Annotated in this window: 17 protein-coding genes and 2 tRNA genes; 10 read left to right on the plus strand and 9 right to left on the minus strand. The window is 69.4% G+C overall.

All coding sequences use genetic code 11. The features are described from left to right. Positions 1–77: 77 nt before the first annotated feature. Positions 78–2,351 carry a RelA/SpoT family protein gene (locus RQP53_RS03850; protein ID WP_315648734.1) on the plus strand — a complete coding sequence of 758 codons (2,274 nt, stop codon included), beginning with the start codon at positions 78–80 and terminating at the stop codon, positions 2,349–2,351. Between the two features lie 135 nt (positions 2,352–2,486). Here the strand turns inward: RQP53_RS03850 and greB are convergent, their stop codons facing one another. Continuing rightward, positions 2,487–3,044 carry a transcription elongation factor GreB gene (gene greB, locus RQP53_RS03855; RefSeq protein ID WP_315648735.1) on the minus strand — a complete coding sequence of 186 codons (558 nt, stop codon included), beginning with the start codon at positions 3,042–3,044 and terminating at the stop codon, positions 2,487–2,489. 47 nt (positions 3,045–3,091) lie between these two features. Between greB and RQP53_RS03860 the strand changes: the two genes are divergently transcribed. Next, positions 3,092–4,219, plus strand: coding sequence for a CaiB/BaiF CoA transferase family protein (locus tag RQP53_RS03860; protein WP_315648737.1), 1,128 nt, complete (start codon positions 3,092–3,094; stop codon positions 4,217–4,219). Between the two features lie 30 nt (positions 4,220–4,249). Here RQP53_RS03860 and RQP53_RS03865 read toward each other — a convergent pair whose 3' ends face one another. Next, a complete protein-coding gene (locus RQP53_RS03865; RefSeq protein WP_315648738.1) occupies positions 4,250–5,431 on the minus strand; it encodes a DJ-1/PfpI family protein in 1,182 nt (393 codons plus the stop codon). A gap of 52 nt (positions 5,432–5,483) precedes the next feature. On the opposite strand from RQP53_RS03865, the gene RQP53_RS03870 reads away from it, so the two are divergent. After that, on the plus strand, positions 5,484–6,503 hold the full coding sequence (locus RQP53_RS03870) for a GlxA family transcriptional regulator (protein ID WP_315648739.1): 1,020 nt from the start codon (positions 5,484–5,486) through the stop codon (positions 6,501–6,503). A 107-nt stretch (positions 6,504–6,610) separates the two neighbouring features. On the opposite strand, the gene RQP53_RS03875 is transcribed toward RQP53_RS03870, so the two are convergent. From RQP53_RS03875 to hemC, 6 genes are all read right to left on the minus strand, one after another. Beyond that, a tRNA-Arg gene (locus RQP53_RS03875) sits at positions 6,611–6,687 on the minus strand. 182 nt (positions 6,688–6,869) lie between these two features. After that, positions 6,870–6,946 (minus strand) — tRNA-Arg (locus RQP53_RS03880). A gap of 241 nt (positions 6,947–7,187) precedes the next feature. Further along, positions 7,188–8,438, minus strand: a complete 1,251-nt coding sequence (locus tag RQP53_RS03885) for a heme biosynthesis HemY N-terminal domain-containing protein (RefSeq protein ID WP_315648741.1) — start codon at positions 8,436–8,438, stop codon at positions 7,188–7,190. 18 nt (positions 8,439–8,456) lie between these two features. Further along, complete coding sequence (locus tag RQP53_RS03890) at positions 8,457–9,569, minus strand: uroporphyrinogen-III C-methyltransferase (protein WP_315648743.1); 1,113 nt, start codon at positions 9,567–9,569, stop codon at positions 8,457–8,459. A gap of 58 nt (positions 9,570–9,627) precedes the next feature. Continuing rightward, positions 9,628–10,407, minus strand: coding sequence for a uroporphyrinogen-III synthase (locus tag RQP53_RS03895; protein WP_315648745.1), 780 nt, complete (start codon positions 10,405–10,407; stop codon positions 9,628–9,630). Then, a complete protein-coding gene (gene hemC, locus RQP53_RS03900; RefSeq protein WP_315648746.1) occupies positions 10,404–11,333 on the minus strand; it encodes a hydroxymethylbilane synthase in 930 nt (309 codons plus the stop codon). The genes RQP53_RS03895 and hemC overlap by 4 nt, the downstream gene beginning before the upstream one ends. 185 nt (positions 11,334–11,518) lie before the next feature. Here hemC and ppc point away from each other — a divergent pair, with 185 nt between their 5' ends. Then, on the plus strand, positions 11,519–14,377 hold the full coding sequence (gene ppc, locus RQP53_RS03905; protein ID WP_315648748.1) for a phosphoenolpyruvate carboxylase: 2,859 nt from the start codon (positions 11,519–11,521) through the stop codon (positions 14,375–14,377). A gap of 19 nt (positions 14,378–14,396) precedes the next feature. Here the strand turns inward: ppc and RQP53_RS03910 are convergent, their stop codons facing one another. Continuing rightward, entirely contained in the window at positions 14,397–15,674 is a 1,278-nt protein-coding gene (locus RQP53_RS03910) for a hypothetical protein (RefSeq protein ID WP_315648749.1), read from the minus strand. A 238-nt stretch (positions 15,675–15,912) separates the two neighbouring features. Between RQP53_RS03910 and RQP53_RS03915 the strand changes: the two genes are divergently transcribed. The 6 genes from RQP53_RS03915 (at position 15,913) to RQP53_RS03940 (ending at position 24,445) form a co-directional block, all read left to right on the plus strand. Next, on the plus strand, positions 15,913–16,512 hold the full coding sequence (locus RQP53_RS03915) for an ECF-type sigma factor (protein ID WP_315648750.1): 600 nt from the start codon (positions 15,913–15,915) through the stop codon (positions 16,510–16,512). Further along, positions 16,509–19,109 carry a serine/threonine-protein kinase gene (locus tag RQP53_RS03920; RefSeq protein WP_315648752.1) on the plus strand — a complete coding sequence of 867 codons (2,601 nt, stop codon included), beginning with the start codon at positions 16,509–16,511 and terminating at the stop codon, positions 19,107–19,109. The genes RQP53_RS03915 and RQP53_RS03920 overlap by 4 nt, the downstream gene beginning before the upstream one ends. A gap of 111 nt (positions 19,110–19,220) precedes the next feature. Then, the gene (locus tag RQP53_RS03925; RefSeq protein ID WP_315648753.1) at positions 19,221–19,823 is read left to right on the plus strand and encodes an ECF-type sigma factor; all 603 of its coding nucleotides are present in this window, start codon (positions 19,221–19,223) and stop codon (positions 19,821–19,823) included. Further along, positions 19,820–22,564 carry a serine/threonine-protein kinase gene (locus RQP53_RS03930; RefSeq protein WP_315648754.1) on the plus strand — a complete coding sequence of 915 codons (2,745 nt, stop codon included), beginning with the start codon at positions 19,820–19,822 and terminating at the stop codon, positions 22,562–22,564. Before RQP53_RS03925 ends, RQP53_RS03930 begins: the two co-directional genes overlap by 4 nt. A gap of 143 nt (positions 22,565–22,707) precedes the next feature. After that, the gene (locus RQP53_RS03935; protein ID WP_315648755.1) at positions 22,708–23,340 is read left to right on the plus strand and encodes a DVUA0089 family protein; all 633 of its coding nucleotides are present in this window, start codon (positions 22,708–22,710) and stop codon (positions 23,338–23,340) included. A gap of 46 nt (positions 23,341–23,386) precedes the next feature. Beyond that, positions 23,387–24,445 carry a DNRLRE domain-containing protein gene (locus RQP53_RS03940; protein ID WP_315648757.1) on the plus strand — a complete coding sequence of 353 codons (1,059 nt, stop codon included), beginning with the start codon at positions 23,387–23,389 and terminating at the stop codon, positions 24,443–24,445. Positions 24,446–24,456: the final 11 nt, after the last annotated feature.

The raw sequence follows: 24,456 nt of genomic DNA on the forward strand, positions 1-24,456 counted from the left end.
GCGCCCTTTTTCATTTCTATCGCGGCAATAGTGAACCCTGGCTGATGCCTGCTGTCAGCATGCGGTAAATTCGGGCCATGGGTTTTCGCTCCTTCGCCGCCGCTCGCCTGCCTGCCGCTTTGTCCGGCCTGCCCGGTCTCGCCAAGAACGCCCCCGAGGCGACGCAGGCCGAGGCGGCGTCATTCGACATCTTGCTGCACCGCCTGGCCTATCTGCCCAAGGCCGATATCAAGCGCATCCGCGAGGCCTACAAGTTTGCCGATGAGGCCCATCTGGGCCAGTTCCGCGCCAGCGGCGAGCCCTACATCACCCATCCGATTGCCGTCGCCGGCATCTGCGCCGAATGGCGGCTCGACGCCCAGGCCATCATGGCCGCGCTGATGCACGACGCGATGGAGGATTGCGGTGTCACCAAGACCGAGCTGATCGAGCGCTTCGAGGCGCCCACGGCCGAGCTGGTCGATGGCCTCACCAAGCTCGACAAGCTGCAGTTCTCCACCAAGGAAGAGTCGCAGGCCGAGAGCTTTCGCAAGATGCTGCTGGCAATGGCGCGCGACGTCCGCGTCATCCTGATCAAGCTGGCCGACCGTCTTCACAATATGCGCACCATGGGCGCGATGGCCTTCGAGAAGCGCCGCCGCATCGCCCGCGAGACGCTGGACATCTACGCGCCGATAGCCCACCGGCTGGGCCTGAACGAGATCTATCGCGAGCTGCAGGAGCTGTCCTTCCAGTACATCCACCCCTGGCGGCATGCCGCGCTGTCCAAGGCGATTGCCAAGGCGCGCGGCAATCGGCGCGATCTGGTCTCGCGCATCGAGAAGGACGTCAGCAAGGCCTTCGCCGAATCCGGCGTCAAGGTCGAGATCCAGGGCCGCGAGAAGACCCTGTTCTCGATCTACAAGAAGATGCGCGACAAGCACCTGAGCTTTGCCCAGGTCAGCGACATCTTTGGCTTTCGCATCGTCGTGCAGGACCTGCCGCAGTGCTATTTGTCGCTGGGCGTGCTGCACCAGCTCTACAAGCCGCAGCCGGGCCGCTTCAAGGACTACATCGCCATCCCCAAGCCCAATGGCTACCAATCGCTGCACACCACCCTCGTCAGCCCGCTGGGCACGCCGGTGGAATTCCAGATGCGCACCGAGACCATGCATATCGTGGCCGAAAAAGGTGTGGCGGCGCACTGGCTGTACAAGAACAAGGGCGACCCCAAGGCCGCCCAGCAGCTCGGCTCGCGCTGGTTGCAGTCGCTGATCGACATCCAGGACGAAACCCGCGACGCCAACGAGTTCCTCGAACACGTCAAGATTGATCTCTTCCCTGACGCGGTCTATGTCTTCACGCCCAAGAGCAAGATCATGGCGCTGCCGCGCGGCGCCACGCCAGTCGACTTTGCCTACGCGATCCACTCCGATGTGGGCGATCATTGCGTGGCCGCCAAGGTCAACGGCGAACCGGTGCCGCTGCGGGTCGAGCTGCGCAGCGGCGATGTGATCGAGATCGTCACCGCCACCGGCGCGCGCCCCAATCCGGCCTGGCTGAGCTTTGTACGCACCGGCCGGGCGCGCTCCAAGATCCGCCATTTCCTGAAGAATCTGGAACAGGAAGAATCGCGCGAGCTGGGTCAGAAGATGCTGGCCCAGGCGCTGCGCGCCGAGGGCCTGGCCCTGCCGAGCCTCGACGACGAGGACAACGACGCCGCCCAGCTCTGGCAGGAGCTGGCGCGCTGGGCCGGCAACCGTCATGTGGACGAGTTGCTGATCGAAATCGGCCTGGGCCGCAAGATCGCCACCATCGTGGCCAAGAAGCTGGCCCGCATGCTGGCCGAGCAAGGCCAGCGCCCCGACGCGGTGATGCTCAGCATGGGCCGCTTTGCCAGTGATGACGCCCCGGCCCAGGGCCAGGTCACGCTCGATGGCAGCGAAGGCGCCTCCGTGCGCCTGGCCAGCTGCTGCCGGCCGATTCCGGGCGACGACATCAAGGGCTATCTGGGCCGCGGCGAAGGCCTGGTCGTGCACACCGCCGAATGTCAGGTCGGCCGCCGACTCTACCAGCGCGACAGCGAGCATTGGATTGCCGTCGCCTGGGCCGAGGAGCTGACGCGCAGCTTCGAGGCTGCGATTGGCGTGCTGATGCAAAACGGCAAGGGGGTGTTGGCGCAGATCGCGACGGCCGTCAGCAGCGCCGAAGCCGACATCACCCACATCTCGATGAGCGACGAGGCCCAGCAGCGCGAAACCGCCGAGATGCAGTTGCTCCTGAGCGTGCGCGACCGCCTGCATCTGGCCGATGTGCTGCGCACGATCAAGCGCTCGCCGATGGTCTTGCGGGTTTGGCGCATCAAGCCCTAGCTGTGGGCCCCTCGCCCGCGGGGACGCGGGCGGTCCCCCGAGGGGACGCCGCTGACGACGAGGAGCCCTCGCCTTCAGCGGCTCGCCTTGTTCTTGGGGCGGCCCGGCGAACAAGGCAGAGTCATTGAATTCAAACTAGGCCTTCGGTGCCGGATAGCGGACTTCCAGCACCTCGATCTGCTCGACGCCACCAGGCGTCAAAAGCTGCAGCTCATCGCCTTCGCGGGCCTTGAGCAGCACGCGGGCGATCGGTGAGATCCAGCTGACTTCGCCGGCCAGGCTGTCGGATTCGTCGATGCCCTTGATCGTGATCGTCCGCTCCTCGCCCTTGGCGGTCGCATAGGTCACGGTGGCGCCGAAGAAGATCTGGTCGCTGCCATGGTGGATGCTGGGATCGGCCACCTCGGCGATGTCCAGGCGCTTGGTCAGAAAGCGCAGCCGCCGGTCAATCTCACGCAGGCGCTTCTTGCCGTAGAGATAGTCGCCATTCTCGGAACGATCGCCGTTCTTGGCCGCCCAGGACACGATCTCGACGATCTTGGGCCGCTCGACATCGAGCAATTCCATGAACTCGGCACGCAGCCGCGCATAGCCCTCCGGCGTCATGTAGTTGCGGGTGCCCTGCGGCAATGCCGGCAGGCCGACCTCGTCATCGTCGTCCTGCTCGCTTTCCTTGGTGAATGCCTTGCTCATGCCGTGTATTGTGTCGCCATCCATCGTGACGACGAGGCGCAAGGGCCATGGGCTGTCTGACAGGCACAAGAGTGATCGAGTTCGCCGGCATCGGCCCCGGGCCGATGTGCGGCATGCTGCTGGCCGACCTGGGCGCCGAGGTGATCGTCGTCGAGCGTCCGGCGGCCCAGCGCAGCCTCGGCGGTGGCGGCGCCATGAACCGCGGCAAGCGCTCGATCTGCCTGGATCTGAAACAGGCCGACGATTTGGCCACCGCGCGGCAGCTGATCCTCAGTGCCGATGCGCTGATCGAGGGCCTGCGCCCCGGCGTGATGGAGCGGCTGGGCCTGGGCCCCGAGAGCTTTGAAGCCAGCCATCCCGGCCTGATCTATGGCCGCGTCACCGGCTGGGGTCAGACGGGGCCGCTGGCCCAGGCCGCCGGCCATGACATCAACTACCTCGCGCTGACCGGCCTGCTGTCCTTGTCGGCCCGCCCCGGTGCGGCGCCCACGGTGCCCGCCACGCTGCTCGGCGATATGGCCGGCGGTGCGATGTTTCTGGCCTTAGGCCTGTTGGCCGCGCTGATCGAGCGGCAGCGCTCGGGCCGCGGCCAGACCATAGACGCGGCCATGGTCGATGGCGCCGGACTGCTCGGCAGCCTCGTCCATGCGCTGCGCGGCCAAGGCCAGTGGGACGACGCGCCCGAGCGCAATTTCTTCCTGCACAGCTCGCCGTTCTACGACAGCTTTGAGTGCGCCGATGGCCGCTATCTGAGCCTGGGCGCGATCGAGCCGGCCTTCTATCGCGAGCTGCTGCTGCGCCTGGAGCTCAGCGATGTCGACCCGGACAGCCAGTACGACAGCCGCCAGTGGCCGGCGCTGCGTGCGCGGGTCGCAGCGCGGCTCAAGGAGCGCAGCCGTGATGAATGGGCCGTCATGCTCGAAGGCAGCGAGGCCTGTGTGGCGCCGGTGCTCAGCCTGGACGAAGCTGCTAAGCACGCCCATCAGCGGGCACGTGGCAACTTCGTCGAGGTCCAGGGCCAGTGCCAACCGGCCAGCGCGCCCCGCTTCTCGCGTACACCGGGGCCGCCGGCGCGGCCCGCGCCGGAGCCCGGCCAGGATACCGAGGCGGTGCTGGCCGAGTTGGCTGCGTTGACCGCACGGGGCGCGTGCCCTCACCACGCTGAGCCACGCTGAGCGCTTCAAGCGCTGGCTGCCCGGCAGGCTTCAGCGCGCTTGCAGGGTAGCCACGTGCTGGTACGCGCAGTCGAGGTTCAAGCCCGACTCGTCCTCCATCTGCATGGCGACCCAACGTCGGGTCGCGGCCCCATAGCGGGCCTCGATCATGCAGAGCTGCTCACGCAGCTGTGCCACCGGCTTACCGTCGTGCCAGCGCAGCCACCGGCCATCGTTCTGGCCGCCCTGCGGCTGCGCCGCCAGCAGCTGTATGCCGCTACGCAGACGCAAGGCTTGGGGTGCGCCATTGAGCGCCACGGCCTGCACCTCGCTGCGATAGCTGCGTGACCAGGCGTCGGCGATCAGGGCCACAGTGACGTCGTCACTACCGGGCTCAACCGGCAGCTGCAGGCTTTCATGCCGCCAACGCATCAGCCAGTTCGCCGCCACCGTCAGCAAGGGCGATTGACGCAGGCCGAACGGCGCACTGTTGTGCCTCTCACTCCAATCGGCAAGCCCCAGTTCGGCGGCCAGTGGCGCGGCGCGTTCGCGCCCGCCCAGCGCTTCGACCAGCGCGATGCTGACCGTCAGCGACGCACTGACACCGGTGGTACTGAGCACCGGCCCATCGCGCCAGAAACGGCGGTCCGGCATGTGCATGGCGCCACGGTGGCGGCGCAGCAGGCTGTCGCGGTCAAACCAGTGGCCGGTGAAGCTCCGTCCCTCCAGCAAGCCGGCCTGCCCCAGCACCCGCGTGCCCGAGCAAATGCCAACCATCAGCGCACCGCGCGCGGCCTGCTGACGCAGCCAGGCCAGCACCTGCGGCTCGGCATCGTCATGCAGGGCGGGCACGATGACGATGTCGGCACCGGCCGGATAACGGCGATCAAAATCCTGCAGGTCCTGCTCAATGGCGATACGCAAGGCCGGCATCAGCTCGACCGGCCCACGCCGCAGCGCGACCGCCTCGACATCGGCCACGCCCGAGCGTTTCAGCAGCGCATGCGGCACCAGAAAGTCCGTCGTTTCCGTGCCCTCGTTCAAGGCCAGCACCGCCACGATGGCGCGACGCCCGGGCGGCAGTCGCGAGGGGAGCAATTCGGCGACACTCTGCCCCGCTGACGGGCTGCTCTGCGTCGCTGGGTTCGGCTCGTCGGCAGCCCGCGCGCCCACCAACAGACCGCATGCCAGCAGCACCAACAATATTCCAAAGTAGCGCCAACTGCTGTCCATTCCCGCCCTCTCCTCGTCTTGAATCATGGAGCGCAGCATAGAAAGCACCGTCTTGAGTCACAAGGACATCCGAACCGCAGATTCGGCCAGCGTCGCGACGCGCGAGATTGGCCTGATCATCTTTGACGGCGTCGAAGCCCTGGACGTCGCCGCCCCGGCGAGCGCCTTTGCCAAGGCCGCCGAGCTGGTGCCCGGTGCCTACCGGGTCAGGCTGCTGTCGCCGACCGGCGGCCTGGTCACGACCAATGCCGGCCTGCAGCTGGCGGCCAGCGAGGCGCTTTCGGCGCTCGAGCCCGAGCAGTTGCAGCTCGATACCCTGCTGATCGCCGGTGGCGACGAAGCGGCACTGCGCCACGCCATCATCGAACAGGGGCTCGGCGCCTGGTTGGCGCGGGCCGCACCGCGGCTGCGTCGCGTCGCCAGCATCTGCACGGGCGCCTTCGCGCTGGCCGCAGCCGGCCTGCTTGATGGCCGTCGGGCCACCACCCACTGGCATGCCTGCGATCTGCTGGCCGAGCTGTCGCCGCGCACCGACGTGCTGCGCGAACGCATCTTCGTTCACGACGGGCCGGTCTGGACCTCGGCCGGGGTCAGCACCGGGCTGGACCTGACACTGGCGCTGATCGAAGCCGATCTGGGCCGCACGGTCGCCGTCAGCATCGCCCGACAGCTGGCGCTCTTCATGCTGCGCGGCGGCAGCGATCCGCAGCTCAGCCCGGCACTGGCCGCCCAGGCCCAGGCGGGCCAGCGCATCCGCGAGCTGCTGGCCTGGCTGGTCCAGCATCTGCAGGCCGACCTGTCGGTGCCGGCACTCGCCGCCCGGGCCTGCATGAGCGAGCGCCAATTCAGCCGCGCCTTTCGCCAGCAGACCGGGCTGAGCCCGGCCCGCTTTGTCGCACAGGCCCGACTCGACCGTGCCTGCAGCCTGCTCGCCGACAACGATTGGCCCCAGGAGAAGATTGCCCAGCTGTGCGGCTTTGGCTCCACCGATGCGCTGCAGCGCGCCTGCGCCAGGCAGCATGGGCTGAGCCCGGAGGCATTGCGGCGCCGGCGGCGGACGGGCCCAGCTTGAGGACGTTGCGCCGGCAGAAACAAAGGCGCACCGCGCATGCAAAGTGCGGCGCGCAAAGCAAAAAGGCCCGTGATTGCTCACAGGCCTTCAGGCATTTCTTTTTATTTTGGTGCGGCTGGCAGGATTCGAACCCACGACCCCTTGGTTCGTAGCCAAGTACTCTATCCAACTGAGCTACAGCCGCCAAGAGCCTTAGACTATAACATGCTTTTTACGGCTTGCACAAGCTTCGGCTCGATTTTTTCAGTTTCCGATGATCCATACGGCGCGGTGTCATCAACACCCTTGCAGACCACGATGCGAGAGCCTGAGCCCTCTCTCGGTGAAAGCAAAAGGGTCAGTGTCTGGCACTGACCCTTCACTGTTTGGTGCGGCTGGCAGGATTCGAACCCACGACCCCTTGGTTCGTAGCCAAGTACTCTATCCAACTGAGCTACAGCCGCTGAAAGATAAGACTATAACACGAGATTTCCGCTCTCTTTGGAAATTCAAGTAGTTTCTTTGAAAAACCTTCGCGCAGTGCTCAGGCGCTTGCTGGCGCCGTCCAGCAGCTCAAGATTAGACCCACCCATGCTTGATGGCCACGAGCTCATGGCCTATCCGAGTCCGGCCAGCTGCCAAGTGCCGGCGCGCCGCAGCCACTGATTTGCAGCGGCAGCACCGCGCCGAGCTGGCCACCGGCACTCAGGCCTGCAGCGTGGCCGCGGCCTCGTGGCAGCGCGCCCGGCGTTCGAGATCGCCATCCTGCGCGGCGAGCTCGGCCAGCTTCAGCCAGCTGCGCCGCCGCGCGGCCAGGCTGACGCTGCGGTCTTCACAGACCTGCTCCAGCATGGCCCTGGCCTTGCCCCACAGCTGGCGCTCGGCCAGCACATGGCCCAGTGCATAGGCCAGGTGGTGATCGCGCGGAAAGCGCTGCATCGCCTGCTCCAGACGCTGCAGCCATTCAGGGCCGATGCCGATAACGCACAGCACCAGCGCATCGGCCAGCGTCGAACGTTCGTCGCTGGACAGCTCGTTCAAGCTGTCCCAGAAGGGGCGCATCCAGCCGCGACCATCCTCGGGCGCGCCCAGGGCCGCCGCGCATTGCCCGGCACGGGCAGCAACGAAAACATCCTTGCGATCAGCGCTGTCCAGCTGCTGCCAGGTCTGGCGCAGCTGATCGAGATCGCGCGCGCCTTCCAGGGCCTCGAAGGCAAGCGAGCGCAGCAGGCCCTGCGCAGCGACCCGCGAGAAGCCCTGGTGCTTGGCCAGCAGCCGCGCGGTGCGCAGCGCCTCCAGCGGCTGCTTGGCCAGCCGAGCCGCCTGCAGCTTCAGGCGCAAGGCCTGGGTGCGGCGGGCAACACCTGGCCCCATCTGGGCCAGCAGGTCGAGCGCGCGCAGGGCATCGCGGTCGTCCAGGGCCCATTCGGCGGCCAGCAAGCGGGCGCCCTCTTCCTGGGCCTTGGCCTGCGGGGAGCGCTGGGCCAGCTCCAGGGCCAGGCGCAGCTGCTCGTCGCGGCGCTGCTTGTCCTGCAAGCGATGGGCGCTTTGCGCGGCCAGCAGATGGGCCAGGGCCATGAAGCCGGCGTCTTCGGCCAGATCGGCCGTCTGCGACTGGATGGCCAGCGCGCGCTGCACCGCCTTCTGGGCCCGGCTGTAGCGAGCGCCAAAGAAATCAGCCAGCCCTTCGCGCAACGCCAGCTGGGCACTGCGCTCGCGCTGCGACAGCCGCCATTCGCGCGCCCGCCGCGGCAGGCTGATCAGCGAGTCCAGCGTCTGAATCAGCGTCACCAGCGCGAAGCAGCCGCCAATCAAGAGCAGCAGGAACAGGTTCAGCGACAGGTCCAGCCGCCAGCCATTCCAGTAGAAGCTCGCCAGGCCGTCATTGCTGCCCAGCGTCAGCGCAGCCACAACGGCCACGGCGAACAGGAGAACCAACCAGATCACGGTGCGCATCGTTGTCGGCGCTCCGAATCAGCGGCCCGCGGCGGCCAGGGCCGCCAGCGTATCGTCCGGGCGCGGCACCACCACCTGGCGGGCCTGCCCCTGCACCTGGCGCAGCAACTCGCTGGCCGCCACCACCTTGCGCGAGCGGCCATCGAAGTAGCGGTCCAGCATGTTCAGCGTGTCGCGCAGATCGGACTGCGCGGTGTCGAACTGCCGGCTCATCAGCGCCAGCCGTGCATTGAGCAGGCGCAGCTTCAAGTTCTCGCGCAGGAAATAGCTCTGCTCGGGCGCGATCAGCATCGCCTCCGGCTGGTTGATGCGGGTCACGCGCAGCAGCGACTTGGCCTCCTGCCAGACCTGGCCGGCGGTGTCGCTCCAGCGCGTCTGCGCCGCATTCAGCCAGGCCTGCCAGCCCTCGTCGGCCTCAGCCTTGGGCGCCGGCTTGGCCGCCGGTTTCTCGGCGCGGGCCTGGCGCAGCGCGGCCAGCTCGCTGCTCTTGTCGGCGGCCGACAGCAGCGGCAACTCGTCGAGCAGGCGCACCACCTCGTCGAGCTTGATCGCCAGCGTGGCCACATCGATGACACTGACCGCCTTGACACGATCCAGATCGCGCACCACCGCGCGACGCACACCTTCCAGGCGCGGCTGCTTGTGGCGGGCCAGCCGCTCATCAGCCTGGCGCAAGGCGGCCACCAGCGGCTCGGCACTGCCGGTGATCGTGGTCTGCTGCAGGGCGACGCGGATCGCCGCGTCGACATCGCCGACGACGTTCTCATCGCGCGAACGGCTCAGCGCCTGCATCAGCTCTTCCAGCTGACCGCGCTGCAGCGCGACCTCAGCCAGCCGCGCATCAAGCAACGCGACCTTGGCCGCGGTGTCGCGGGTCAGGTCTTGCGCCTGGCGCGCCGCGGCACGGGCTTCGCTGGCATCGCCCTGGCTGCTGGCCTGGCGGCGCACCAGCTCCTGCTCCAGCGCCTGCAGCCGGCTGTTGCCCATCCAGGCCAGCCCCAGGGCGCTCAGGCTGCACAGCGCCAGCACGGCCGCGGTGATCGGCCAGACATGCGCCGACAGGCCGCGCGGCGATGCCGCCGCCTCGGTGCCGGCCGTTGCCACAGTGGGTGCCGCTTCAAGCGCTGGCACAGGGGAAATGGGGGTGTTGGGGATGTCGCTCACAGTGCGGCGATTCTAGGGTCGACCCTTAGAGCCTCGACAGCGCATTGGCAATTGCCTGTGCATCCGGTCGCGCCAAAACCACATGGCCAAAGCCCAGCTGGCGCACGCTGTCGGCAATGCGCGGGTGGGTGGCAATGGCGCGCGCCGCTGACCACTCCGCGGCCGGTGCCAGCTGGCGCAGATGGCCGGCGGCCTCCGAGCTGCTGAACAGCCAGACATGCTGCCCCGGCGCCGCCACCGCTGCCGCCAGCAAGCCGGCTTCCTCGGCCGAGAGCTGCGGGCAGCCGCGCCGGTAGACCGAAAGCTGCAGCACCTCGGCGCCGCGTTCACGCAAGCGCTCGGCCAGCCAATCGCGCCCGCCCTCGCCGCGCAGCACCAGGGCCAGCCGGCCCTGCCAGTCCAGCGGCTCAAGCAGCGGCCAGAGATGTTCCGAATCCAGGCTGGCCGCGTCGGCCGGCGGCTGGCGCAGCAAGGCCTGCGGCACGCCTTGCGCCAACAAGGCCTGGGCGCTGCCGGGGCCGACGGTGGCCGCCAGCGTTTGCGCCGGCCAGCGCCGCTGCGCGGGCCGCAGGGCGAAGAACTGCTCGACCGCATTGGGGCTGACGAACATCGCCAGCGCCGCCTCGGGCAGCCGCCGCCAGCCTTCCAGCGCTGGTCCCGGATCAAGCGCCGGCGCAATCTCCAGCAGCGGCAGTGCGTGCGCCTGCACACCGAGGGCGGCCAGGCGTTGCAGCCAGTCGGCGGCCTGCTGGCGCGGCCGGGTCAGCAGCAGCGTGGAGCCAGAGGGCGTCGGGCCTGGGCTCAAGTCGCGGCCAGATAGTCCGCCGCACCGAGGGCGCGCAGGGCCTCGGCGGCCTGCTGGCCCAAGGCCAAGGCCTGGTCCAGCTGGGTCACGGTGGCCTGCAGCGTCTGCTTCAGCAAGGGCTTTGCGTTCTCTTCCGGATGACCCAGCGCCACTTGCAGCGTCAGTTGCTCACCGTGCCAACGGCCATGCGCCGCCAGCGGCATGCTGCAGCTGCCGCCCAGTGCACGCGACACCGCCCGCTCGGCCTGGGTGGCGAGCCAGGTCGGCGTGTCGATCAAGCCGGCCAAATGCTGCTGCAGCGCGGCATCATCGGCGCGAATCTCCAGGCCCAAGGCGCCCTGCCCGGCACAGGGAATCATCTGCTCGACGTCGAAACGGCTGCGAATGCGCTCGGCCAGGCCCAGCCGCATCAGGCCGGCTGCGGCCAGCACGATGGCGTCGTAGCCGCCTTCGTCGAGCTTGCGCAGACGGGTGTCCAGATTGCCGCGCAGCGGCTCGATGCGCAGATCGGGCCGCAGATTCTTCAGCTGCACGACCCGGCGCAGGCTGGAGGTGCCGACCAGCGCGCCCTGCGGCAGCGCCTCGAAATTCTCATAGCGATTGGACACAAAGGCATCGCGCGGATCTTCGCGTTCCAGGATGGCCACCAGCGCAAAGCCCTCGGGCAGATCCATGGGCACATCCTTCAGCGAGTGCACCGCCAGCCGGGCCCGCCCCTCGGCCAGGGCGGTCTCCAGCTCCTTGACGAAGAGGCCCTTGCCGCCGACCTTGGACAGCGTGCGATCGAGGATCTGGTCGCCGCGGGTGGTCATGCCCAGCAGTTCGACCTGGGCTTGCAGCTTGTCTTCCAGCAGTGCCTTGACATGCTCGGCCTGCCACAGTGCGAGGCGGCTTTCGCGCGTCGCAATCACGATTTTTTCAGTCATGGCGGCATGCTAGCGCAGTGCTGTCGCAGGCCCGCTACGCGACCGTCAAAGAAACTGGTAAAGTCGAAATCAAGTAACTTGGTTACAGCCTCATTTCGATGCCGCGCCGGTTACCGCGCCCTTCACAGGGCGAGATCGTGCCAGTCCTCCCCCCGCATCACCCGCACCAGCCCAACGGACCGACCATGCCTGCCCGACCCGCCTCCGCCCGCCGCCCAACCGCCAAAGCCACCAGCGCCAGCAAGCCCACTGCGCGCCAGCAGGTGCTGGACAAGAACCAGCCGCTGATGGACGACATCCGCCTGCTGGGCCGCATCCTCGGCGAGGTGATCCGCGAGCAGGAAGGTCGTGAGTCCTACGAGCTGATCGAGCGCATCCGCAAGCTTTCGGTGGCCTACCGCCACAAGGCCGATGCACAGGCCGGCAAGGCCTTTGACAAGCAGCTCAAGAGCCTGTCCGGCGAGCAGGCGGTCAGCGTGATCCGTGCCTTCAGCTATTTCTCGCATCTGGCCAATATTGCCGAGGATCGCCACCATGTGCGCCGCCGCGAGATCCACGAGCGCGCCGGCAGCCTGCAGGCCGGCTCGCTGGCCTACTGCATGGAGCGCCTGCATGAGGCCGGCGTGCGGCCCAACGAGGTGGCCAAGACGCTGCAGCATGGCTTCATCTCGCCGGTGCTGACCGCGCACCCGACCGAGGTGCAGCGCAAAAGCATTCTGGACGCCGAACGCGCCATCGCCGAGTTGGTGGAACAACGTGAACGGCTGCACACCGAGCGCGAGCGGCGCGACAACGAGGGCCTGATCCGCGCCCGCATCACCCAGCTCTGGCAGACCCGGATGCTGCGCTACTCCAAGCTGACCGTAGCCGACGAGATCGAGAACGCGCTGTCCTACTACCACGCGACCTTTCTGCGCCAGATTCCACGCCTCTACGCCGAGCTGGAAGAGGCCCTGCCCGGCCATGAGCTGAACAGCTTTCTGCGCATGGGCCACTGGATAGGCGGCGACCGTGATGGCAATCCCAACGTCACCGCCACCACCTTGCGCCATGCGCTCAAGCGCCAGAGCGAGGTGGCGCTGCGCCATTACCTGACCGAGCTGCATGAGCTGGGCGCCGAGCTGTCGATCTCGGCGCGGCTGGCCCAGGTCAGCCCGGCGATGCAGGCCCTGGCCGAGCGCAGCCCGGACCGCAACGAACACCGCATGGACGAGCCCTACCGCCGCGCGCTGACCGGCATGTACGCGCGTCTGGCCGCCACGCTGCACGCGCTGACCGGTACCGAGGCGCTGCGTCACGCGGTGGCGCCGCAAGACCCCTACCTGAGCCCGGAAGAGCTGCTGGCCGATCTGCGCACCATCGAGGCCTCGCTGAAGAGCCATCATGCCGAGGCCCTGATCGCGCCGCGGCTCAAGCCGCTGCAGCGCGCCATCCAGGTGTTCGGCTTCCACCTCGCCACGCTGGACCTGCGCCAGAGCTCGGACCAACACGAAGCGGTGATTGCCGAGCTGCTGGCCGCCGCCCGCATCACGCCCGACTACAGCGCGCTGAGTGAAGCCGAGCGCCGCTCACTCTTGCTGCAATTGCTCAACGACGCCCGGCCGCTGCGCGTGATCGGCGCGGTCTACAGCGAGCGGGCCGAATCCGAGCTGGCCATCTTCAGCGCCGCCCGCGAGGCGCTGCAACGCTTTGGCCGCGAGGCGATCCGCCACTACATCATTTCGCACACCGAGTCGGTCAGCGATCTGCTTGAGGTGATGCTGCTGCTGAAGGAAGCCGGCCTGCTGCGCGGCACGCTGGACGGCGAGGCCATCAGCGATGTGATCGTCTCGCCGCTGTTCGAAACGATTGGCGATCTGCGCGAGGCGCCGGCCATCATGGCCGCCTTCTACGCCCTGCCTGGCATCGCGGCGCTGATCCAGCGCTCCGGGGTTGGCAATGTCGGCGAGCAGGACATCATGCTGGGCTACTCCGACTCCAACAAGGACGGCGGCATGTTCACCAGCTCCTGGGAGCTCTACCGCGCCGAGATCGCGCTGGTGGACCTGTTCACCGCGCTGAAGGCCGAGCACGGCATCAGCCTGCGCCTGTTCCACGGCCGCGGCGGCACCGTCGGCCGTGGCGGCGGCCCGAGCTACCAGGCCATCCTGGCCCAGCCGCCGGGCACGGTAAACGGCCAGATCCGCCTGACCGAACAGGGCGAGGTGATCGCCTCCAAATACGCCAATCCCGAGATCGGCCGGCGCAATCTGGAGACCCTGGTCGCGGCCACGCTGGAAGCCACGCTGCTGCACCCGACCAAGAGCGCGCCCAAGGCCTTTCTGGCCGCCGCGCAGCAGCTCTCGGACGCCAGCTTCGCCGCCTACCGCGGCCTGGTCTACGACACCAAGGGCTTTGCCGACTACTTCTTTGCCGCCACGCCGATCCGCGAAATTGCCGAGCTGAACATCGGCTCGCGGCCGGCCTCGCGCAAGGCCACCCGGGCCATCGAAGACCTGCGCGCCATTCCCTGGGGCTTCAGCTGGGGCCAGGCCCGTGTGGCGCTACCCGGCTGGGCCGGCTTCGGCTCCGGTGTCGAGGCCTTCCTGACGCAAGACCCGGCCCAGCGCGCGCAAAACCTGACCCTCTTGCGCCGCATGCTCAAGCAATGGCCCTTCTTCCAGGCCCTGCTGTCCAATCTGGACATGGTGCTGGCCAAGACCGATCTGGGCCTGGCCCAGCGCTATGTCGATCTGGTCGAGGACAAGCGCCTGGGCAAGCGCATCTTCGCTGCCATCGAGGCCGAGTTCCGCCGCACGCAGGAGGCGCTGACGCTGATCACCGGCGAACCCAAACGCCTGGCCTCCAACCCGGCACTGGCCCGCTCGATCGAGCACCGCTTCCCCTATATCGACCCGCTCAACCATCTGCAGGTCGAGCTGATGCGCCGCTACCGCGCCATCCCGCTGGAACAGCGCGCCGCCGACCCCAGCCTGGAACGCGTGCAGCGCGGCATCCACCTGTCGATCAACGGCATCGCGGCCGGCCTGCGCAACACCGGCTGAGCCCCGCTGCCGTGCGGGCTCAAACCGGCGGATCGAGCAGGCCGCGGCGCTGCTGCTGGCGAAAGCGCGCCGCCCAGGCGGCCTGATCGATGCCGCGCTCGCGCATCTGCTCGTGCAGCACCCCGGCCTCGCCGCGCTGTGCCAGCGCATGCAGCTGGGCCCGCGCGGCCGGCTGCTGGGTGCAGGACTGGCTGGCCTCGGCCTGCAGCGCCGACACCTCGCCGCTCCACTGTCGCATGGCCTCCAGCTGCTCGGCCCGCGCCGGCCAGGGCCTAGCGCGTTCCAGCCCGGCCATGCGCCGCACCAGGCCCAGGGCCATCCCCTGCTCCAGCATGTTGTCACTGGCCCAGAGTTGCTCGGCCGCCTGCTCGCAGGCCGCGCGCACCGCTGCCTCGCTGCGGCCCTGGCACGCATTCATCAGCGGCGCATAGGACGGTGAGGTCCAGGTGAAGAACAGGGCCTGCATCAATTCCAGCTCGATCTGCTGGCGCAAGCCGGGCTGTGGCGTCTGCGGCAGCTGCAGCAGCTGGATCAGGCTGTGCTGCGCATAGCTGCGCACATAGCGGGCCTGCGCCAAGCCAGCGAGCTGGGCACGCCAGTCGTCGCCGGCCCAGCGACCATTGACACTGCGCACCCGCCACAGCCAGGCATGCAGATTGCCCGGCTCGATGCTGGCCCAGCGCCCACCATCAAGCTGCTGGCAGCCGGCCGGGCCCAGGCAGGGCAGCTGCAAGGCCACCGCCAGCGCGGCCGGATCAGCGGCGCTGAGGCTGAGCTGCAGCAATGCCTGCGCGGCCCGTTCGCGTTGCGCCACCGGCGCATCACTGCGCACCACCAACAGCTCCGCCAAGGCCTGGGCCAAGGGCTCCGGCCGCAAGCGCAGCTGTTCGGCCCAGCGCAGCGCAATCGCGGTGCGCAAGGCGGTGATGCGCCGGCCCCAGCCGGGCTCGGCATCGCTGCCGTGTGGGGCGTCTGAGGTCGGGCTTGACGAAGCGGCGGCCGGGTCGATCGGCTGCAGCTCGCGTTCGAACTGCCAGTGCCCCTGGCCGCACCAACGGGCATCAAGCGCCTCGGCCGCCGGGCCGTCCAACAGCGGCGACGCCTCGTTCAGGCCCTGCTCCACGCGCAGCCGCGCCGCGCTGGCCTGTTCGGCCAATTCCCATGGGCCAGGAGCTCCGGATCTGATTCCAGCGCCAGGGGGCTGCTGCCGCAAGGCGGCCTCGGGATCGAGGGCAGGCGCTTCGGTCAGCGGTGCAGGTCTGAGCATGGCCCAGCACGCCAGAACGGCGGCTGCCATCACCAATCCCCGGCGCACCCAGTGCCGCCCTGCCATACCACTCCCTTGCGGCTGTCTATGCCCGCTTATCTGCAAGCAAGATACACCAAGCCGATGACGATGCCCAGCCGGCGACGCGGCGCCTGAATCATCTAACATCGCAGCACAACAGCATGGGACGGAGGGCCTGGCCGGCGCCCAGTCGCGCAAAGCGCAAACGCGCTTTTGCGGTGGCAACGCCAGGCCGGCCAAGACAGCAATGAACGAGGACGCATATCCATCCACCTCTACGGGCAGCAGCGGGCATGACCTGACCCTCTTGCTGCTGGCCTGGAAGCATGGCGACGCCAGCGCCTTCGAGCGCCTGGCTCACGCGGTGCACCAGGAATTCCTGCGCATGGCCGGCGCCCGGCTGCGCGGCCACGACCCGCTGACGCTGACGCGCGGCGATGTCGTCAACGAGGCCATGCTGCGCCTGATGCAGGCCTCCACCGACTGGCAGAACCGCGATCACTTCTTCGCCATTGCCTCGCTGACCATGCGCAGCGTGCTGCGCGAACATGCCCGCGCCCGCCTGGCCGACAAGCGCGGCGGCCAGCGCGTGCAGATGACGCTGGACGACGAGGCATTTGGCGAGGAATCGATGGCAGCCGACCTGTTGACGCTGGACGCGCTGCTGACCCAGCTCTCGCACGACGACGAGCGCAGCGCCCGCGTGCTGGAGATGAGCTATTTCAACGGCCTGCAGCGCGAGGCCATCGCCGAGGTGCTGGACATCTCGGTGCCCACCGTCGACCGCGAGCTGCGCTTTGCCCGCGCCTGGCTGGCCGAGCAACTCGGGCGCGAGCTGCAGGCGTGATCACCATCCAGACCCAGCCGCCGCCGGTTCGGCCCGACCCGGCACTGCGCCAGGTCAAGGCCCTGTTCAACCAGCTCTGCGACCTCACCGATCCGGCCGAGCAGCAGGCCCGACTGCAGCAGGAGGCGGTGCCGCCGGAGCTGGCTGAGCGCGTGCTGGCCCTGCTGCGCCTGGACACCCAGCACAGCACCCGCGTCGCCCCGGCGGTGCAGCAGATGGCACGCAGTGCCGCCAGCCAGGCCGAACGCGCCCAGGTGCTGCCGCCCGGCAGCCGGCTGGGCGCCTGGACGCTGCAGAGTCCGCTGGGCCAGGGCGGCATGGGCACCGTCTACCTGGCCGAGCGCGGCGATGGCCATTACGAGCAGCGCGCCGCCGTCAAGCTGCTGCGCGGCTTCAGCAGCCCCGAGGCGCTGGCCCAGCTCAGCCGTGAACGGCAGATCCTGGCCCGGCTCAAGCACCCGCATATCGCCCGCCTGATCGATGGTGGCAGCACCGCGGACGGCCAGCCCTTTCTGGTCATGGACCACATCGCTGGTCAGCGCATCGATGCCTGGCTGCGCCAGCGCTACGCCGGGGCCGTGGCCGAGCCCGACCCGTCAGGGGCCGGCATCGACGCCTGCCTGACGCTGTTCCGCCAGGTCTGCGACGCTGTGGCCCACGCCCACCAGCAACAGATCATTCACTGCGACATCAAGCCGGGCAATGTGCTCGTCGACGACGAGGGCCGCGCGATGCTGCTGGACTTCGGCATCGCCCAGCTGCCCGGGCGTGACGACGGTGGCCGCCAGGCGCTGACGCCGCGCTATGCCAGCCCCGAGCAGCAGGCCGGCGAGGCCGCCAGCGCGGTGTCGGACATCTACAGCCTGGGCCGCCTGCTGGAAGACCTGCTCGACCTGCTGCCGGCCTACTGGCAGCTGCCCGCCGCCCGCCGCGCCGAGCTGGCTGCCATCATTGCCCGCGCCTGCCGCGCCGATCCGGCCCAGCGCTACACCAACGTCGCCGCGCTGCTGGCCGATCTGCAGGCCTACCAGCAGCAGCAACCGGTGCACGCCGCCAGCGGCGGCTGGGCCTACCGGGCCTACAAGCGGCTGCGCCGCCGCTGGCCCTGGGTGCTGGCCGGCAGCGCTGCCCTCGGACTCAGCCTGGCCTTCACGCTGCGTCTGGTCCATGAGCGCGACCGCGCCGAGGCCGCCCGGCTGCAGGCGCTGGATGAGGCCGCCAAGGCCCAGGCCGTGCGCCAGGTCGTGATCGGCATCTTCGAGGACTTCGACCCTTTCATCATCGGCCGCAAGCCCAAGTCCTTCGCCGAGTTCGTTGACGACGCGCGGCGCCGCGTCGATGCCGATCTTGGCACGCAGCCGCAGGTGCAGGCCGAGCTCAAGCATGTGCTGGGCCTGGTCTACCAGCGCAGCGGCCGTTCGACCGAGGCCATCACCCTGTTCGAACAGGCGCTGGCCCTACGGCGCGCGCAGCCTGAGCGTAATTTCGCCGTGGAGGCCGAGCTGCTGCACGAGACCACGGTGGCCATGGTCAACACCGGCATGGCGGCCCGCACGCTGCCGCTGGCCCGCCAGGCCCTGCTGCTGCGCGAGCAGGCCAGGCCGATCAATGGCAGCCTGCTCGGCGATTCGCTGGCGGCCCTGGGCCTGGTGCTCACCAAGCTCAGCCATTTCGACGAGGCCCGGCCGCTGTACGAGCGCGCGCTGCAGGTGCGCGAGGCGGCCGATGGCGCCGGCTCGGCCAAGGTCGCCTCGGCCCTGCACAGCCTGGGCGCGCTGGCCGAACGGGAGCAGCGCTATGCCGAGGGCCAGCAGTACCTGGAGCGTTCACTGGCGCTGAAGGCCAAGCTGCTGCCCCCCGAGCACCCCTACACGCTGAACTCACGCCACATGCTGGCACTGTGCCTGTTGGGCCAGGGCCAGGTCGAGCCAGCCGTGCGGCTGCTGCGCGAGGTGCTGCGCCAGCGCAGCAGCGTGCACGGCGAGGCCAGCGTGTTTGCCGCCGAAACCCGCAGCGCCTTGGCGCGGGCCTTGCAGGCCGTGCCGGCCGCAGGCAGCGCCACGGCCCGCGCCGAGGCCGAGGCCTTGCTGCGCCAGAACCTGGCCCAGTTCGCCACAGATCCCGGCCGGCGCAGCAGCCTCTACGCCGCCGATCTGGCCGAGCTCGCCCGCCTGCTGGCGCGCACAACGGGCAAGGGCGCCGAGGCCCTCGCCGCGGCGCGCGAAGCGCTGGAGATTCTGCAAAGCCAGCCCGCCCAGGATCGCGTGGCCATCGCGCAGCTACAACTCGACCTGGCCGAGCAACTGATCAAGGACGGCGCGCTCAGCGCCGCCGCCGAACCGCTGCAAGCCGCCCAGGCAACGCTGGCGCTGCGCCACTGGGCCGCCAGCCACAGCCTGGCGCTGCGCCCCACGCTGCTGCAGGCGCGCTGGCAGCTGGCCAGCGGCCAGGCCCCGGCCGCGCTGGCCACGCTGCAGCCCGTGCTGCCATTGCCCGCGCTGGCAGCGGATGCCGAGCAGGCCTTGCAGGCGCTGCTGGCCGACTTGCGCCGCAGCGGCCTGCAGGTGCCGGCACGCGGCACGCCGGGGAAGGTCTGAGGGATGCCCCGCCGGCCGGCGCCGGCCTTGTTGTCAGCAGCGGTAACAGCGATCATCGCCAGGGATCGGCGTCTATACACTGCACGCCGTTGCCGTTCAGCCCTGCCCACGATGACGCCGCCGCCTGACGCCCCTGCCGCCACGGACACCACGCTCGACGCGATGACCCAGCTGCTGCATGCCTGGCAAGGCGGCAGCAGCGAGGCCTTTGGCCGCATCGTCCAGGCCCTGCATGCCGAGTTCCTGCGCATGGCGGCCTCGCGGCTGCGCGGTCATGACGACGCCTCGCTGAGCCGCGGCGATGTGGTCAACGAGGCCATGCTGCGGCTGATGAACAGCCCGGCCGACTGGCAGAACCGCGCCCACTTCTTTGCCACCGTCTCGCTGACCATGCGCAGCGTGCTGCGCGAGCATGCCCGGGCCCGGCTGGCCGGCAAGCGCGATGGCGGCGACCGGGTCGAGCTGACGCTGGCCTCGGCCGAGCTGGGCGAGGAGGCCCAGGCCGCCGATCTGCTGACCTTGGACAAGCTGCTCGAGCGCCTCGGCCAGCACGATCCGCGCGCGATGCAGATCCTGGACATGACCTACTTCGCCGGCCTGCAGCGCCACGACATCGCCACCGTGCTCGGCGTCTCGGTGCCCACAGTGGACCGCGAGCTGCGCTTTGCCCGCGCCTGGCTGGTCGAGCGGCTGGGCCGCGAACTCGAAGCATGAGCACCGACAGGGCCGCGGCCGATGACGATATCGATGCCGACTACGCCCGCGTCAAGACCCTGTTCGGCGAGGTCTGCGAGCTGCCCGACGAAGCGGCGCGGCGGGCCCGGCTGATCGAGCTGGGCGCCGACGCGCAGATCAGCCAGCGCGTGCTGGCCCTGCTGGCTCAGGACGGCGCCACGCGCCAGCTGAGCGCGCCGGTCGAGGCCATGCTGCTCGATGCCAGCGAGCAGCTGCAAGGCGCTGGCAGCGAGCTGCAGCCGGGCGACCGACTCGGCGCCTGGACGCTGCAGTCCGAGCTCGGCCACGGCGGCATGGGCCGGGTCTTCCTGGCCGAGCGCAGCGATGGCCACTACCAGCAGCGCGCCGCCGTCAAGCTGCTGCTGGGCTGGTCCGGCGCCGAGGCGCGCGCGCAGCTGGCCCGCGAACGGCAGATCCTCGCCTCGCTGAACCACCCGCATATCGCCCGGCTGCTCGACGGCGGCACCACACCCGGCGGCCGGCCCTATCTGGTGATGGAGTACATCGAGGGCCAGCGCATCGATCGCTTCTGCGCGGAGAGGTCGCTCGATCTGCAGGCCCGGCTGGCGCTGTTTGCGCAGGTCTGCGAGGCGCTGGCCTATGCGCACCGCCAGCTGGTCATCCACTGCGATATCAAGCCCGGCAATGTGCTGGTCACCGCCGAGGGCCGAGCCATGCTGCTGGACTTTGGCATCGCCCGGCTGCAGGACCAGGAGCAGAGCGGCCACAGCGGCCTGACGCCGCGCTATGCCAGCCCCGAGCAGCAGGCCGGCCTGCCGCCGACGGTCAGCTCCGACATCTACAGCCTGGGCCGCATGCTGGACGATCTGCTCCAGCCGCTGGGCCGGCAGGCGGCACGGCGCGAGGAATGGCAGGCCATCGTCGCGCGGGCCAGTGCCAGCGAACCGGCGCTGCGCTACCTGAGCGTGGCCGCGCTGCAGAGTGATCTGCGCCGCTTTCATCAACATCTGCCGCTGACGGCACTGCCGCGCCGCTGGCCCTACCTAACCCGCAAATTGCTGCGTCGCCGCTGGCCCTGGGTGCTGGCGGCCGCGGTGGGCCTGCTGATGGCGGGCGGCTTCACGCTGCGCCTGGTGCAGGAGCGCGACCGTGCGCTGCAGGCGGAAGGCCGAGCACGCGCCGAGGCCGCTACGGCCGAGCAGGTCAGCGAGATGATGATTGCGATGTTCGAGGGCGCCGATCCGGCCGTCTCCGGCCGCCCCGATCTCAGCGCCGCGGCCCTGGTCGACAAGGGCCGCGAGCATGTGCAGAGCGATCTGGGCAATCAGCCGGCGCTGCAGGCCCGGATGCGCAGCGTGCTCGGTCGCGCCTACGAGAACATGGGCCAGCCGCGCCCGGCCATCGAGCTCTACCAGCAGGCGGCGGCACAGCTCGGCGCCCAGGGCCGGCTCGACGAGCAGGCCGCCCAGCTCAGCCGTTTGGCGATGGCTTTGGGCAATACCGGCCGCCATGCCGAGGCCGAGGTGCCGGCCCGCCAGGCGCTGGCACTGCGCGAACGGCTGGGCAGCCCGGCACTCGAGCTCGCCGATGCCCGCGACACGCTGGGCTATGTGCTGGCACGGCTGGGGCGTCACGACGAGGCCGAACCGCTGCTCTCGCAGGCGCTGCAGACGCGACGTGCTGCCGAGCAGGGGCCGGACCGGCTGGTAGCCGTCTCGCTGCATCACCTTGGCATGCTGGCGGCCAACCGGGCCCGCTGGGAAGAGGCCGAGGCGCGGCTGCGCGAGGCGCTGGCGATCAAGCAGCAGCTCTTCCCGCCGGAGCACCCCACGGTGCTCAACAGCGTTCAGCAGCTGGCCGCTGCCCTGACCCAGCTGCGCCGGCTCGATGAAGCCCAGGCCCTGCTGCGTGAGCTGCTGCAACGGCGCCGCCAGGTCTTCGGCGTGCACAGCGCGCCCTATGCCACGGCGCTGAACGAACTCGGCAGCGCGCTGCAGGACGCCGGCCAGGCCGAGCAGGCCGTGCCGCTCTACCGCGAGGCGATGGGCATCGTCGAGGCGCTGCAGGGCCGGCGCTCGGCCACCTTTGCCGTCGATCTGAACAATCTCGCCACCGCGCTGGAAGACCTCGGCGATCCGGCGGCCGAGGCGGCCTACCGGGAGTCGCTGGCCATACGCCAGGCGGTGCTGCCCGCTGGCGACCTGTCAATCGCCCGGGCCCAGCACAATCTGGCCCGCTGGCTGCTGCGCCAAGGCCGCGCTGCCGACGCCCTGCCGCTGGCCCAGGCGGCGCTGCAGGGCCGGCTGGCGCGGCTCAAGCCCGAACACCAGGACTGCGTGGACAGCCGCCTGCTGATGACCGAGCTCTCGCTGAATCTCGGCCAGCCCGCCCAAGCCCGCGCGCAGCTCGACACGCTGCTGCCGCTGATGCCCCAGCTGCGGCCCTTGCGACAGGCGCTGCTGCAGCGCATGCTCGCACGGGAACTGCTGCAGCCGCCGCAGCAGCCACAGCAGCGGGCGGCCGCGCTCAAGGCCATCGAATGGCTGCAAATGGCCTTGCCCACGCTACAGGCCCAGCTGCCGCCCAAGCACCTGGAGCTGCTGCGCACGCAGCTGCTGCTCACCACCGCGCAGCGCCAGGCCGGCCAGGGCGCAGCCGCTGCACGAACCTGGCAGGACGCGATGAGCCGCGCCGCCAGCCTGCCGCCCCGGCACCCACTGCGCCGCGCCACCGAAGCGCTCAAGCCCGCCCCGGCCTGAGCCGGCCACGACTGGCACCCAAACCCTGGGTGAACTCCGGACAAACCCTAGGTTTTGATAGTTCCGGGGGCTGATTCGCCCTTAGATCTACAGAGGCCCCGCCGTCATGGTGCGGCCACTGTGCATCAACCAGGGAGAAGTCCATGCATCCATCCACCGTGCCCATGCTTGCGGCGCTGGCGCTCAGCCTTGGGCTGGGCAGCGCGCAGGCCGACAGCCGCTCCTACAGCGGCAGCTTCCAGACCGACGACGAGCTCTTCACCACCAGCTTCACGCTGACCGGTGACGACCTCTTCAGCGCCATCAGCTACTCCTTTGCCGGCGGCAGCAATGCCGCAGGCAGCAGCATCGCCGCCGGCGGCTTTGCCCCGGTGCTGGCGCTGTTCGAAGACCAGCTGGGCCTGGTGCAGCTGGTGCGCGGCAGCAGCACCGTGTGTGGTGCCGGCAGCGCGATCGACCCGCAGAGCGGTTTCTGCTGGGACGCCCGGATGAGCGTAAGCCTGACGGCCGGCCACTACACGCTGGTGCTGTCGCAGGACGGCAATGAGCCGCTTGGCCAATTGCTCAGCGATGGCTACAGCCAGAGCGGCGTGCCCGACTACACCGGCCAGTTCTACCTGGGCCAGGCAGGCCAGCATTTCGTGATGGTCGACGGCAGCCAGCGCAGCGGCGCCTTCGCGCTGGACATCCAGGCCGCAGCCATCCCCGAGCCGGCCAGCGCCGCCTTGCTCAGCCTCGGCCTGCTGGCCCTGCTGCGCCGCCGCCGCGAGCAGTGAGCATTGCCCCAGCCGCCGCCCCCTTTGCACTGAAACAGGACCCATCATGAACAAGCACCACCTCGCCCTGGCCTTGGCCCTGCTGAGCCAGGCCGCCCTCGCCCTCGACCTGCCGCTGGCCGCCGATGCCCACATCAGCAGCGCGCTGCCCGCCAACAACTTCGGCGCCCTGCCCAATCTGAACGTCGGCAACGGGGCGACCGCGCTGCTGCGCTTCGATCTCTCCGCCCTGCCCGCCGGGCTCAAGCCGGCACAGCTGCAGAAGGCGACGCTGAAGCTGCATGTCAATCGCGTCGGCAGCGCCGGGGCGATCGAGCTGCAGACAGTCAACGGCGCCTGGAGCGAAGCCGCCGTCAGCGCCAGCGCGGCACCGCCGACCTCGGGCGCCGGCAGCGGCCCGGTGGCCAGCGTCAGCGCCGCCAATCAGTTCATCAGCATCGACGTCAGCAGTCAGCTGCGCGACTGGATTGCCAATCCCGGCGCGGCCTTCGGCTTTGCCATCACGCCGGCGCTCAGCGCGCCGTCGACGGTGGTCTTCATCGACAGCAAGGAAAACACCAGCACCTCGCATCTGCCGCAGCTGGACCTGACGCTGGCCGAGCAGGGCCCCAAGGGCGACCCCGGGCCGCAAGGCTTGCAAGGCCTGCCCGGGCAGCCCGGCGCCAAGGGCGATCCGGGGCCGCAGGGTCTCCAGGGGCCCAAGGGTGATACGGGCCCCAAGGGCGACACCGGTGCGACCGGAGCGCGCGGAGCGACCGGCGCCACTGGTGCCACTGGTGCCACTGGTGCGACTGGCCCGCAAGGCGCGCAGGGCCCGGCGGGCCCGGTCCGGCTGACCTATGTGCAGGCCGACAGCAATATGGGCGCCAACAGCTGGGGCGGCCTGAATGCCTCCTGCCCCGCCAACACCTTCCTGACCGGCGGCGGCTGCGGCCATCGCGACAACAACAGCGCTCAGGCCGATATCCGGGTCGACTACGCCGGCCCCCATCCGAGTTCGCCGACCAACGCCTTCCACTGCCTGCTGACCAACACCAGCGGCAGCGGCCGCGCCGTGCGGGCCTGGGCCATCTGCGCCTCGGCCACCAGCGTCAGCGTGCAATGAGCAAGCAGGAG

The sequence above is a fragment of the Roseateles aquae genome (assembly GCF_032337115.1).
In the GTDB taxonomy this organism is placed as follows: Bacteria; Pseudomonadota; Gammaproteobacteria; order Burkholderiales; family Burkholderiaceae_C; genus Roseateles_C; species Roseateles_C aquae.

Coding starts and splice junctions, on each gene's coding strand:
- ppc (WP_315648748.1), top strand. CDS start 11,519: ATGCCTGCCCGACCCGCCTCCGCCCGCCGCCCAACCGCCAAAGCCACC.
- RQP53_RS03930 (WP_315648754.1), top strand. CDS start 19,820: ATGAGCACCGACAGGGCCGCGGCCGATGACGATATCGATGCCGACTAC.
- RQP53_RS03925 (WP_315648753.1), top strand. CDS start 19,221: ATGACGCCGCCGCCTGACGCCCCTGCCGCCACGGACACCACGCTCGAC.
- RQP53_RS03915 (WP_315648750.1), top strand. CDS start 15,913: ATGAACGAGGACGCATATCCATCCACCTCTACGGGCAGCAGCGGGCAT.
- RQP53_RS03865 (WP_315648738.1), bottom strand. CDS start 5,431: ATGGACAGCAGTTGGCGCTACTTTGGAATATTGTTGGTGCTGCTGGCA.
- RQP53_RS03935 (WP_315648755.1), top strand. CDS start 22,708: ATGCATCCATCCACCGTGCCCATGCTTGCGGCGCTGGCGCTCAGCCTT.
- RQP53_RS03910 (WP_315648749.1), bottom strand. CDS start 15,674: ATGGCAGCCGCCGTTCTGGCGTGCTGGGCCATGCTCAGACCTGCACCG.
- RQP53_RS03940 (WP_315648757.1), top strand. CDS start 23,387: ATGAACAAGCACCACCTCGCCCTGGCCTTGGCCCTGCTGAGCCAGGCC.
- RQP53_RS03885 (WP_315648741.1), bottom strand. CDS start 8,438: ATGCGCACCGTGATCTGGTTGGTTCTCCTGTTCGCCGTGGCCGTTGTG.
- hemC (WP_315648746.1), bottom strand. CDS start 11,333: ATGACTGAAAAAATCGTGATTGCGACGCGCGAAAGCCGCCTCGCACTG.
- RQP53_RS03850 (WP_315648734.1), top strand. CDS start 78: ATGGGTTTTCGCTCCTTCGCCGCCGCTCGCCTGCCTGCCGCTTTGTCC.
- greB (WP_315648735.1), bottom strand. CDS start 3,044: ATGAGCAAGGCATTCACCAAGGAAAGCGAGCAGGACGACGATGACGAG.
- RQP53_RS03860 (WP_315648737.1), top strand. CDS start 3,092: ATGGGCTGTCTGACAGGCACAAGAGTGATCGAGTTCGCCGGCATCGGC.